Origin of the sequence: Novosphingobium sediminis, assembly GCF_007991615.1 — a bacterium.
Lineage (GTDB): Bacteria > Pseudomonadota > Alphaproteobacteria > Sphingomonadales > Sphingomonadaceae > Novosphingobium > Novosphingobium sediminis.
The window spans coordinates 1-12,625 of the sequence record NZ_BJYR01000043.1 but is presented as its reverse complement, the minus strand read 5'-3'; the positions used below and the strand labels follow the sequence as shown (position 1 = coordinate 12,625).

General features: G+C 62.2%; 8 protein-coding genes and 1 tRNA gene. 6 read left to right on the top strand and 3 right to left on the bottom strand.

Annotation, left to right across the window (positions count from 1 at the left end; genetic code table 11):
• Window positions 1-17 precede the first annotated feature (17 nt).
• Together NSE01_RS20715 and NSE01_RS20710 are read right to left on the bottom strand one after the other, a co-directional pair.
• Window positions 18-2,492: a strawberry notch-like NTP hydrolase domain-containing protein gene (locus tag NSE01_RS20715; RefSeq protein ID WP_147161468.1), complete on the bottom strand. Its 2,475-nt coding sequence runs from the start codon at window positions 2,490-2,492 to the stop codon at window positions 18-20.
• Between the two features lie 40 nt (window positions 2,493-2,532).
• The gene (locus NSE01_RS20710) at window positions 2,533-3,462 is read right to left on the bottom strand and encodes a DUF7146 domain-containing protein (protein ID WP_147161467.1); all 930 of its coding nucleotides are present in this window, start codon (window positions 3,460-3,462) and stop codon (window positions 2,533-2,535) included.
• Window positions 3,463-3,586: 124 nt separating this feature from the next.
• Between NSE01_RS20710 and NSE01_RS20705 the strand changes: the two genes are divergently transcribed.
• Complete coding sequence (locus NSE01_RS20705) at window positions 3,587-4,243, top strand: transglycosylase SLT domain-containing protein (RefSeq protein ID WP_147161466.1); 657 nt, start codon at window positions 3,587-3,589, stop codon at window positions 4,241-4,243.
• 87 nt (window positions 4,244-4,330) lie between these two features.
• Here the strand turns inward: NSE01_RS20705 and NSE01_RS20700 are convergent, their stop codons facing one another.
• Window positions 4,331-5,602, bottom strand: coding sequence for a tyrosine-type recombinase/integrase (locus tag NSE01_RS20700; protein WP_147161465.1), 1,272 nt, complete (start codon window positions 5,600-5,602; stop codon window positions 4,331-4,333).
• Window positions 5,603-5,696: 94 nt separating this feature from the next.
• Between NSE01_RS20700 and NSE01_RS21395 the strand changes: the two genes are divergently transcribed.
• The 5 genes from NSE01_RS21395 to NSE01_RS20680 all read left to right on the top strand — a co-directional run bounded on the left by NSE01_RS21395 (window position 5,697) and on the right by NSE01_RS20680 (window position 12,607).
• Window positions 5,697-5,778 (top strand) — tRNA-Ser (locus tag NSE01_RS21395).
• Between the two features lie 542 nt (window positions 5,779-6,320).
• Window positions 6,321-7,526: a DUF932 domain-containing protein gene (locus NSE01_RS20695; protein WP_147161464.1), complete on the top strand. Its 1,206-nt coding sequence runs from the start codon at window positions 6,321-6,323 to the stop codon at window positions 7,524-7,526.
• Window positions 7,527-7,655: 129 nt separating this feature from the next.
• Entirely contained in the window at window positions 7,656-9,728 is a 2,073-nt protein-coding gene (locus NSE01_RS20690) for a ParB/RepB/Spo0J family partition protein (protein ID WP_147161463.1), read from the top strand.
• Between the two features lie 72 nt (window positions 9,729-9,800).
• Window positions 9,801-10,016 carry a DUF6117 family protein gene (locus tag NSE01_RS20685; RefSeq protein ID WP_147161462.1) on the top strand — a complete coding sequence of 72 codons (216 nt, stop codon included), beginning with the start codon at window positions 9,801-9,803 and terminating at the stop codon, window positions 10,014-10,016.
• Window positions 10,017-10,057: 41 nt separating this feature from the next.
• Complete coding sequence (locus NSE01_RS20680) at window positions 10,058-12,607, top strand: strawberry notch-like NTP hydrolase domain-containing protein (protein ID WP_218033312.1); 2,550 nt, start codon at window positions 10,058-10,060, stop codon at window positions 12,605-12,607.
• The last annotated feature ends 18 nt before the right edge of the window (window positions 12,608-12,625 follow it).

Below are 12,625 nucleotides of genomic sequence, written 5' to 3'. Positions count from 1 at the left end.
TAATGTGGAGCTCCACATTACACATATTCCCGAGGGGACAGGTCGATCTCCAGCGCTTCGCGTTCCTCGTTTGATAGATCGGCAAGCCGGCGGTCGAGCATGGCTTCTGCCGTCGAGACCAGTTGCACGACCACGGCCTGCCCTTCGGCAATCGCCGTATCGATCGCGGGTAGCAGGCTGGGGAGCTTCATCGACAGAAGCAGCTGCGCGAAGAAGCGTTGCTTGGTTCCCTCGAAGATCGACAGTGCTGCTGATTTGGCACCGGAGTTGAGCGTCCCCCCGGTCTCGTTGTCGACGATGCGCGTGGCCTCCAGTGCTTCGCGCAGGTTGGCGTGAATGATCGCCCAGGCCTCAGCATAGGCATCGTAGACCGCGATCTGATCCTCGGTCAGGCAATGCTCGAGAATTTCATATTCTACGCCGGCGAATGAAAGGGCCCGGGCCGTGTAGAGGCCGAGTGATTTAAGATCCCGCGCGACCAGTTCCATCGCTGCAATTCCGCCATCGCGAATGTCGGCAACGAACGCCTCGCGATTGGCAAACGCGGTCTCCGGACCCCAGAGCCCGAGGCGCGTCCCATAGGCGAGGTTGTTGACGTCGGACGCTCCGGTGGCCGAGGCGTAGAGCACCCTTGCCCGGGGCAGGAGGTTTTGCAGGCGCACCCCGGCGATGCCTTGCTCCGATCCCTTGACCTTGCCCCGCGATCCTTCGCCGCCGGCAGCGTTGGCCATGGCGTGCGCTTCGTCCAACACAATCACGCCGTCGAAATCTTCACCGGCCCATGCGAGAATCTGGTCGAGGCGGGTTGCGTCGTTTCGGCCTGAACGGAGGGTCGGATAGGTCACGAAGAGGATCCCGTTGCGCATGGCGATGGGGGTGCCGAGTTTCCAGGACGACAGCGGCTGGATGTCGATCGTGAGGCCGCCAAGGGCGGCCCAGTCGCGGCGCGCGTCTTCGAGCAGCGCCTCGTTCTTCGAAATCCAGATATGGCGGCGTTCGCCGCGCACCCAGCGATCTAGAATGACGCTCGCGACCTGGCGGCCTTTACCAGCGCCGGTGCCATCCCCGAGGAAATAACCTTGCCGGTAGACGTGACCTTCCGCCGATGCCTTGAGCGAACAGCCCTTGTCCTCCGGTTCGAATCGGCCGGGAAGGTCGCGCGCATGAGCACTCGCGGCATAGATCAGGGTCTCCGCCTGGGCAGCAGACAGAAGCCCCTTGGAAACTAGTCCATCCGGAAGCTGCGGCACCGCCTCTGGCTTGGGTGCCGAGATCGAACCCATGGCAACGGACTCAACCAGCGCCGTCGGATGCTCGGCCGCGCCATGGATCACGATCCTGCTCGGTCGATAGGGCAGATAGTGGCCGACTTGGATCCCAAGCGGCGCAGGGATTTCAAGCGCCTCGTAGGTCAGCGCGCCGATGGCGATCGACGCTGCAGGCGTGATCCTCGCCGGGGCCGGAAGCAGTCTGCGCGGGCCGGCTACCAAACGGAACGGCGCACGAGCCGGGAGGATTGATTGTTCAGGAGCTACCTGTCTGCTGTCGCGAGCAGGCAAGGCATTGATTAGATCGACCAGCTGGGGGAAGTCGTTCTTACGGATCGCAACAGGCTCATTGGCGCCCTCCACCTTATCGAGCACCAGCAGCCGCGTGGTGATCCCGGTGCCGCTCTTGATGAAAGCGCGTTCGACCGCGGCATTGAGCCGCAGAGCCACTGGCCCCTTCAGCCCCACCAGAAACCTGGTGCAATCGAACCATTCAGGCATGATCGCAACCAGCCGCCCGCCCGGGGCAAGCCTGTTCCAGGCAGACCGCAGGTGGCGCGAGCCGGTGCGACTATCGTGCCCTCGCTCGATGCCTTGCGAATAGGGCGGGTTCATCAGCACGACGCTTGGGCTGATGACCGGATCGAGCAGCTCGTCGATCAGTTCAGCGTCATAGCCAGTCGTTCGGGCAGCCGGATACAGAGCGCTCAGGCAGTCGCGTCGCAGCGGCGAAATCTCGTTCAAGGCAAGGCGTGTGCCGGCCTTGGATGCCCAGACCGCGAGCATCCCTGTTCCGGCCGACGGTTCTAGCACGAGCTCGTCTGCGACGAGCTCGCAAGCCCGGGCAGCAAGCCAGGCAAGGCGGGGCGGCGTTGCAAACTGCTGCCATTCGATCTGCTCTTCACTGCGATTGGTCTGGGTCGGAATTCGGTCCTCGAGGGAACAAAAGAACCGGTCTACTTCCTCGATCCGGGCCGAGAGTCGGATATGATCCGATGCTTGCAGGTATTGAACTTGCGCAAGTTCGATCGCGGCGTGAGCATCGCGAACTGACCATCGCCCGAGAGCATCGCTCCCTCCAAAGTGCGCAGTCATGATACGGCTGATGTCGCTGCGTGAGAGCGTGCGGCCTGCCGCCAACTCCGAAGCCATGATCTGGGCTGCAATCGCAACAACGGGCGGTGATGGTTCATCGAAGGCAAAGGCAAGAGACGAATTGGACATGGGAACCTCCTGACGAGGTCCTGCGGCGAGCAGGCCTCAATCAGCCAAAGGCCCCCTCCCCTCTGCCCAACGGATCTGGTTTACGGGAAAGCCGGGACTTCAACTCATCGTTCCAGTCAAAACCTGGCGAGGCTGGTGCTCGTGAGTGGATGACACGATTAGGCGCAGCATAAGCCCTCAGCGCTCGCTCCTCTGCGAGGGCGCCCCCGGCGTCATTGTCGATGAACAGATAGAGCTCACGAACGCTTTCCGGGATCGCAACAAGGCCGAAGCGCTCGTTCCCGAGTGTTGCCCAGCACGGGACCCCGAACAGCTGCATTGCTGACATGGCGCTTTCGATCCCTTCGGCAAGACCCAGGCGGCCCTGCTCTGCCGGCGCAAGCCTGACCGCACCGCAGCCGAGGCGGCCCAGTGCACGCTTGGGCCGTTCGAAGCCTGCCAATTTGCTGCTTCCGATGTCGAGAAAAGTCCTGTGTACTGCGATGATGCCAATGTCGGTTGTGACTGCCGCCAGCATCGCGGGGAGAAATTGCACAGCATCACGCGGCCCCAGCGGCGTACGCGCCAGATAACGAAGTTGCTCGGATGCCGGTAGAAGACCGCGCTTCGCAAGGTATTGTGCGGCAGGGCTGTCGGAGATCGCCGTGGCCGATTGCCACAAGCGCCGTGCATTGGGGTTGAAGTCGCCATGACTTTGCCGCTCGATGCTTCTGGCGTCTGAGCTGTTGAAAAGGTCGCAGCTGCGCACGCCCAGGCGATCCAGTGCCGCAATGACATCCTCATTCGGACATCCCGCGAAGCAATGAAACAGGATGGCTTTGCGCCCCAAGGTTACACTCAGCGACGGAGTTCGATCGTCGTGCGCGGGGCAGCAGCACATGCCTTTGCCCCTACGCCATGTACCCTGAAGGCTTTCGACGATGGTGAGGGCGCGGCGTTCGAGTTGATGTGCATTGTCTAACGGGGGCATCGTCCTACTCCGGTTGAGGTGCCCGCCCCGTGCAGCCTCCGCTCTGCACCAGCGTCAAACCATTTTCCTACGTCATATGTTCTTTATATGTTCTCCCTCGATTCGGCTATACAAGGATCGAGAAATGACAATGAAAGCTATCTTGATCGCAGGCATCGCGATCACCTCTGCTATCCCCGCCAGAGCCCAGGATTTGCCCGCGCCAGCCACAATCGAAGTGCCCGGCAGACACTCCGAAGGGTTTCGGATCGCTGAAACATCGAACGGCTTCCAGCTGGTCGAACATGGGCTCTGGCGATCTGCCCAAGACGACCCGGCACCTGTTATGACTGTGCCGCAAAATGGTCGGGTCAACCTGCCCTACAGATACGAGCCAAAGGCTCAACCTGGCCCATCCGGCCTCAGGCGAGCAAGCTACCTGCCCCACATCTATGCGGCGGAAGCGAAGTATTCACTGCCCGCAGGCCTGCTCGATGCACTCGTTTGGACGGAATCTCGCTACAACCCTTTGGCCGTCAGTCCGGCAGGCGCCGCGGGGCTTGGGCAGCTGATGCCCGCAACGGCAAAGGACCTCGGGGTCTTCAATCGCTTCGATCCAATGGCTAACATCTTCGGCGCTGCGCGGTATCTGCGGCAGATGCTCGACAAGTTCGGCGTGGTTCACCTCGCGGTGGCTGCCTACAATGCTGGTCCAGGGGCGGTCGAACGCGCAGGCGGCATTCCCCGCAATGGCGAGACGCCTGGATATGTCCGCGAAGTCCTTCGCCATTGGCGCTTCTAGAGATCGGCTCGAAATGGCTGGAGCAGGGTCCATAGTCCTGCGTTTTCTGGCTGGGTGTTTTTTTAGCGGATTCGATCCCCTCTGAGATTAGCCGTCTTTGGCCTCGGCTGGGTACTTGGCTGCGATCTGAATTACCTCCTTACCCCACAACGCCAGCGCCTCGCGTTTCTCGTTGGTATACTGGTGACGGTGATAGACCCCAGCGACGCCAGCCATAGCTGATCCTGACTGGTGATTGAGGACCGCCTCAGAAACCACCAAGGGTATGCCAAGACGCTGGAGACCGGTTGCCACCGTCCGTCGAATATCATGCATTGTGAAGTGACCGGCCTCATAACCGAGCTTCTCGTCCACGCTTGCCCTGATCCGCTTCCACGCCTTCGATAGTCCGCTGACGCTGTTCGTATTAGTGACCTTCGATGCCAACAGGATCTGGGATTGCTTGTGGGCCTCGTCGGGGTCGATGCCAGCCGCCATGAATATCTCGGTAATGACTGCCAGGGCCTGCGCGGATAGCGGCACCACATTCGCCTTGCCGTTTTTCGCTCGGTCGCCCGGAACTGTCCAGACCTTCGCCTTGAAATCGAACTCGTCGCACGCGGCATCGAGCACCTCGCCCCGGCGCTGAGCCGTAAGGACAAGCATCTGCACAAGATGACCGAATGGATAGCCATCCTCGACAGCAGACTGCCATAGTGCCGCTAGCTCGCGGTCGCTCAGTACACGATCTCGAGGTTCATTCCGCTTCGGGCGCCACGCATCCCGGCAGGGGTTGGCTGGCATATGCTCAAGTCTGGTGAGCGCCCACGTGTAGAAGGTCGAAAGATGGCGATACACGATGCGCGCCATCGTCAGGGTTTCCTTGCCCCGCTCGAACGCAATCTTCTCAACGAAGCGGCTCACGTCACTTCGGGTAATGGAGTCCGCGAGCCGGTCTCCAATCTCCGGTTCAATGTACTTTCGGAAGACCCGATCGAACTCCCTCGCGCTCCGTTTTTTGCCCTCGATCTGCTGAGCAAGGTAAGTCTCGTAGAGCTCCGCGACTGTCCCGACGCCTTTTGAACCCTTCCTTTTTTCGCCCGCTTTTCTGGCGATGCTCTTGCCCTGCTCGACATCGACAAGCAGATCGCGCGCCTTCTTGCGGGCGTGGGCCAGGGTGAAACTCGGACCATGGCGTCCGATCGTCACATTCAACCACTTGCCCTGAACCCGCTTGCGCAGAATGTACGTCTTGATACCACTGGCACCCATGCGGAGCCTGAGGCCGGGGACGATACCATCGGCGAGCTCAATCTGACCCGCAGCCGGCGCCTTCAGTCCTGCGATCTTAGCGTCCGTCAAACCTACTTTGTTCGCCATATGTACCTGCTACCTTAGGTAGCTTTTTGTAGTGGATACTGGCGAACATTTCAAGAACAATGCGGACTTTGAATCGCAGAATTCCGCCATTTTTGGACACATGTGGACGTGCTAGGACCCTCTGATCTTGGCTCTTAATCAGCGGGTCCTAGGTTCGAGCCCTAGTGCGTCCACCAAACTTCTCAACGACTTAAGTGCAAATATACACCCCTTCCAAGGGGCTGTCGAGCGCCACGTAATCGCCACGTAATCAACGTGTTTCGTAGCCTGGCGTAGAGGCTTGATTTTCGAAGTGCGGGAGGAGGTTTCCTCCCCGGTCGAAGCCGCTGTGCATCTTCTTCACACCCACCTCAGCGGGGACACCCCGCAACGCCCCGAAACGAGGAGCGGGGCTGCTGACGCGCTCTGTCCCGCAGGGCTGCCTGCCCTGCTCCTGAGGGCGCGGTGTCTGACGCATGGGGCCCCGCACGCACTCTGATCCGGCGGACATGGCCCAAAGCGCAAGCCGGGAAAGCCGACAGGCCCCGGCTTTCCGCCTGCGCGAGCGATGACGCGATGCTCCGCCTCGTTCAGGGTGCAGTTTCTTGCTTTGGCGATCTCGCTGGCCGCTCGCACGGTTGTAAGCGTTGAGGGGGGAGAGTGAGAGTCTGGCGGGCTTCGCCGTGACGGGATGAGGGTCGAGAGAGAGGCTCCCGGCCAGCCGTCATGGAGATTTACCATGGATATGCAGGTTCTCGATACGCGCCGCGACTCAAGCGCCGGTTACAAGGTGGATGTCTCGCGCGGCTCGCGCGTGGGTAGGGTGTCGTCGGAGTGGTTCTCGCGCCCCGATGATGAGCGGTTTCTGTCACTGGGCGATCTGGCCCGATCAGTGCGCGGTCGGTCTGACCGGAGCCGGACGCGCGTGCTCGAGACGGCGCTGATCCATGTCGAAGCAAACCGCAATGATCCGGAACGCCTGACTCTCATGTTGCCGGGTGCCGAGGCATCGGTGACGCCAACTCACTGGAGCTTTGGGCAACTGGCCAGCCAGGTAGGCGCTCCTGCTGCCTATCTGCGCCAACTTCCGGCGCCGCTCGCCGCGATCAATCTGCAATACGGGCTGACCTCCAACCGAGCCGAGCAGATCAAGACGCTCGAAACCGACGATCCAGTTTCCGGGGGCCGCCTCGAACTGCGCGCAGTGACAGGCCCCGACTACGGCCGGATCTACGACCATGAGCTTGTCGAAGCGGTGCAGAAGATCGCTGGCAACGGCACCGGCGACACACGCTGGAAGGTTCCGGGCGTGCTCGACTGGTCGACCGGGGTCTACAACCCTAACGTCGACATCTCGAAGGATACGACCACGCTCTATGCGTCGGATCGCGACGTCTTCCTGTTTCTGGTCGATGATCTCAACCCGATCGAAGCCGGGCGGCTGCCCGACGGATCGCCCGATCTCTACTTCCGCGGGTTCTATTGCTGGAACTCCGAGGTCGGCGCCAAGACGCTCGGCATGGCGAGCTTCTACCTGCGCGCGGTCTGCCAGAACCGGAACCTGTGGGGGGTGGAGGACTTCGAAGAGATCAGCATCCGCCACAGCAAATATGCGGCGAACCGCTTTGCCCACGAAGCCGAACCGGCGCTGCTGAACTTTGCCAATTCCTCGCCGCAGCCGTTCGTCAACGGCATCAAGACCGCCCGAGAGCGAATTGTCGCCCGCAGCGACGAAGACCGGCAGGATTTCCTCCGGGCGCGCGGATTCTCCAAGGCTGAAACCGGCCGGATCATCGAGACCGTCCTCGCCGAGGAAGGACGCCCACCGGAATCGATCTTCGATTTCGTGCAGGGCATCACCGCATTGGCGCGGTCCAAGGCCCATCAGGACGCCCGGCTTGATATGGAGAGCAAGGCCAAGAAGTTGCTCGACCGGGTGCACTAAGCTTCCGCGGGCTCAGCCTGTTACTCATGAGTTGCGCTGCCTTCTCAGAGTGAGAGGGCGGCGCTTCGCTTCGTGACGGGTTCGGGCCTGAGAGAGAGTCTTTCGGGCGGCCCGTCATGGAGAAACCCCATGACCAAGACTTTACCCAAGCTCGTGCTCAGCGCCTCGCGCGATATCCCGTTTTCCCAGCTGGTGCTGAGCCAGAAGAATGTCCGGCGCGTGAAGGCCGGCCTTTCGATCGAGGATCTGGCCGAGGACATTTATCGCCGGACCCTGCTCCAGAGCATCAACGTCCGCCCCATGCTCGATGCCGACGGCACGGAAACAGGCATGTTCGAAGTGCCGGCCGGTGGCCGCCGTTTCCGGGCCCTCCAATTGCTGGTGAAGACCAAGCGGATGGCGAAGGATCAGCCGGTCCCTTGCGTCGTGCGCGATGCCGGGATCGCCGAAGAGGACTCGCTCGCCGAAAACGTCATGCGCGTCGCGCTGCATCCGCTCGACCAGTTCCGTGCCTTCAGCGCGCTGATCGAAGCGGGCCTGTCCGAGGAAGACATCGCCGCGCGGTTCTTCGTCTCTGTTTCGACCGTACGCCAGCGCCTCCGGCTCGCCTCGGTCTCGCCCACCCTGCTCGAGATCTATGGTGAGGACGGCATCACGCTCGAACAGCTCATGGCCTTCTCGGTCACCGACAACCACGCGCGCCAGGAGCAGGTCTGGGAACAGGTCAATCAGGGGCACCATGTGCCGGCTTACCACATCCGCCGCTTGCTGACCGAAGATGCGATCTCCGCAAGCGATCGCCGCGTCCGGTTCGTCGGCATTGACGCCTACACCGAGGCTGGCGGCTATGTGATGCGCGATCTGTTTTCGTCGGACGAGGATGGATGGTTGCAGGATCCCGCACTGGTCGAATTGCTGGTGAGCGAAAAGCTCTCGGAACTCGCACAGGAAATCGGTGCCGAAGGCTGGAAATGGGTCGAGGCCGCGGTTGACCTGCCCTATGGCTGCGAGCGCGGCAAACGCCGGATCGTCGGCACGACCGTTCCGTTGACCGACGACGAGCAGGCACGGCGCGATGTGCTGGTCGAGGAATATGACCGCATTGGCGACGACTACGGCGATGGCAGCGACCTTCCCGACGAAGTCGATGCGCGGCTGACCGCAATCGATGCAGAACTGACGGCCTTGAACAGCCGTCCCACGGTCTACGATCCGGACGACATGTCGCGTGCCGGCGTGTTCATTTCGCTGACCCACGATGGTCGTCTGCGGATCGACTGCGGCTATGTCCGTCCGGAAGATGAACCCATCGCTGAAGGCCAGAATTACGGTACGAGCGAAGCCAACGCAGACGTGTCCGATGGCCCGACTGGCACCGTGGCAGGGCAAGCGGCGCAGACCGGTGGTGACGACGACGAAGATGAGGCGATCAAGCCGTTGCCTGACAGGCTCGTTTCCGAACTCACTGCTGAACGCACGCTCGCGCTGCGCGATGCACTGGCCAACACTCCGCAGGCGGCGTTCCTCGCCCTTCTCCATGCGCTCGTCCTATCGGTGTTTCGTCCCCACGGGACTCATGGCTGTGTGCAGATCGGCCTCACCCAGGCCTGGCTCGGCAATGTCGCACCGAACTTGCGCGAGAGTGTCTGGAGCCAGTCGATCCAGGCGCGGCACGAACATTGGGGTGAAAGGCTGCCGGATGAACCACAGCCGCTTTGGGACGCCCTCGCCGCAATGCCGCAGGATGAGCAGATCGCACTGCTCGCCCACTGTGTCAGCCACGGAGTCAACGCACTGTTTGAGCCAAGCAAGGGCTATGACGGACGCATCTCGGCGCATGGTGTGGCGCAGCGCATTGCCGCCGCCGATGCTCTGGCAGCAGTCGTCGGGCTCGACATGGCCGAGGCTGGCTGGACGCCAACGGTCGACAACTATCTCGGGCGGGTGACCAAACCCCGGATCATTGAAGCGGTCCGCGAAGCGAAGGGCGATGCGACCGCCGCCCTGATCGAACATCTCAAGAAGGGTGACATGGCACGCGAGGCCGAACGGCTGCTGAGCGGCACCGGCTGGTTGCCGGAACCCCTGCGGTTGCCGGTCATCGAAGCAGATGAAGCTGAAATCGCCGACCTGCCCGATTTCCTCGCGGATGAGGCCGAGCAGGCGGACGCCGGCGACGCTTTCGCGATTGCTGCCGAATGACCTTTGCGCGCGCGGGGCGGCCCCGGTCGCCCCGCGTGTCTTGTTCCCCCCCACCGATGAAGGAGCCTTGCCATGGCAATTCCTGACCATGCCCGCGCCAATTTCGAGACGCTGCTGCAAGCGGCACAAGCAGGCGATCTCGCGCTGATGGAATGCACCGAGGTTGCCAGCGGCGAAACCCGCTACGTTCTTTGCACAGTTGGCCGCGACGACGGCGACTATGTGATGACACCGTTCGGGCACCTCACGCCGGGCAATCCCTACGAGGCCTATATTCCGCCTGCCTGATCCGGCCTGCACCTCCCCAACTTCAAACAAGGAATTCCGACATGACCAACTCGCCTGTGGCGGGTGCCTCCGCGCGCCCGCTTGCCGCTGCTTGCCCACAGCAAACCGCTACCGCGATCATCACCGCAGCCCATGACCTGCTTGGTCACCTTGCCGCCGGTCGCCGGATCGACACGCCCGCCATTCGCGCCGCCATGCAGTCGGCCTTTGGAGCAAGTGATGCGACCGGAGCCTGGAGCTGGAAGACCGCCTACGAAGCCGTCGAGGTCGCGCAATTGCTGTTCATGCGCCGCTACGGCCCGGCGATCCATGCCAGGACCGCGAATCCGTTCGAACGGCTCACACTGATCGAACGGATTGCGAAGCTCGCACCGACGCAAACCCGGCGCAGCGAGGAAATGCAGGCCTACCAACAATTCTCGACGCCGCTGGGGCTGGCATGGGTGGCCGGGTTTGCTGCGGGCTTTCTGCCAGGCGAACTGGTGCTCGAACCTTCTGCAGGCACGGGACTGTTGGCCATCCAAGCTGAACTGGCAGGATGCAGATTGGCGATGAACGAAGTCGCCGACGTGCGTGCCGCCCTGCTTGGCAACCTGTTTGCAAGCTCGCACGTGTCGATGCACGACGCCGCACAGATCCACGACCGGCTCGATGCAGCCGTGGTGCCGAGCTGCATCATCATGAACCCGCCGTTCTCGGCAGTGCTGAATGTCGAAGCCCGTGTGGCCGACGCAGCCATCCGGCATCTGTCATCGGCAGTGGCGCGGCTTGCCGACGGCGGTCGGCTCGTCGCGATCACAGGGGCCAACTGCGCGCCAGATCACAAGGCATGGCGAGGTGCTTTCATCCGGATGCAGGACAAGGCCCGGGTCGTGTTCAGCGCGGTGATAGCGGGCAGCGTGTTTGCATCGCATGGCACTACGGTCGAAACCCGGCTGACCGTGATCGACAAGGTTCCCGCAGACGATGCAGCACAATTTCCGGCGTCGCGAGGCATGGCTCCCGATCTCGCGACCTTGCTGCGCTGGTTGGCCGACAGCCTCCCGCCACGTCAGCCCATCGCCGCATTAGCTCTTCAGCCACTGGCCGCTGCCCGTCATACACAAGCGATCAAAACCAGCTCAAAGCCGAGACTCGCTGCAGCGCCGATCGCTGCGACATCCGGCGAGCCGCTCGGCTATGATGTGATCGACTGGTGTCCCCCGACCGACGGCAAGCTTTCCGAAACGCTCTACGAGCCCTACACGCTCCAATCGATCCGCATCGCTGGCGCTCAGCCGCATCCGACGCGTCTGGTGCAATCCGCGGCGATGTCCTCGGTCGCGCCGCCCAAGCCGAGCTACCGTCCGCATCTGCCCGCTGGCCTCGTCGAGCAGGGATTGCTGTCAGATGCCCAGCTCGAATCGGTGATCTATGCGGGCGAAGCCCATGCCGGACATCTCGCCGGCAGCTGGTCCGTCGATGCGACCTGGGACAGGGTGGAAGCTGCGCCCGATGACTGCGACACGGCCGTCCGGTTCCGAAAAGGCTGGTTCCTCGGCGATGGCACCGGCGCTGGAAAAGGGCGTCAGGTGGCAGGCATCTTGCTCGACAATTGGCTCAAGGGCCGAACGCGCGCAGTCTGGATTTCGAAGTCCGACAAGCTGCTCGAAGATGCGCAGCGCGACTGGAAGGCCTTGGGGCAAGAGCCTTTGCTGGTCACGCCGCTCGCCCGCTTCCGTCAGGGCACGCCCATCCGGCTCGAGCAAGGCATCCTTTTTACGACCTATGCCACGCTACGATTCGACGCGCGCGAGAACCGGATTTCCCGGGTGCAGCAGATCGTCGATTGGCTGGGGGCCGAGTTCAACGGGGTCATTGTCTTCGACGAAAGCCATGCCATGCAGAATGCCGGTGGCGGCAAATCCGAACGGGGCGATTGCGCCCCTTCGATGCAGGGACGTGCAGGACTGCGGCTGCAGCATGCCCTGCCCGATGCCCGGGTCGTCTATGTCTCGGCAACCGGGGCGACAACGGTCGAGAACCTTGCCTATGCCCAGCGGCTCGGCCTGTGGGGCGGCGCTGACTTTCCCTTCGACAAACGCACAGACTTCGTCGCGGCCATCGAAGCGGGCGGGGTCGCAGCGATGGAAGTGCTGGCCCGCGACCTGAAAGCCCTCGGCCTCTATGCCGCCCGTTCGCTTTCCTACGAAGGCGTTGAATATGAGCTGATCGAGCACAAGCTGACCCTCGAGCAGGTCCGAATCTACGATGCCTATGCCGGGGCGTTTCAAGTCATACACAACAATCTCGATGCTGCGCTGGAGGCCACCAACGTCACGAGCAGCGAGGGCACGCTCAACGCACAGGCCAAGTCGGCGGCCCGTTCGGCGTTCGAATCCGCCAAGCAGCGCTTCTTCAATCATCTGATCACGGCGATGAAGACGCCAACGCTGATCGCGGCGATTGATCAGGGCCTCGCCGATGGCCACGCCGCTGTGGTGCAGATCGTCTCGACCGGGGAAGCGCTGCTGTCGCGCCGCCTCGCCGACATCGATCCGGGCGAGTGGAACGACATTCAGGTCGATATCACGCCACGCGAATATGTTTAATGTGGAGCTCCACATTAC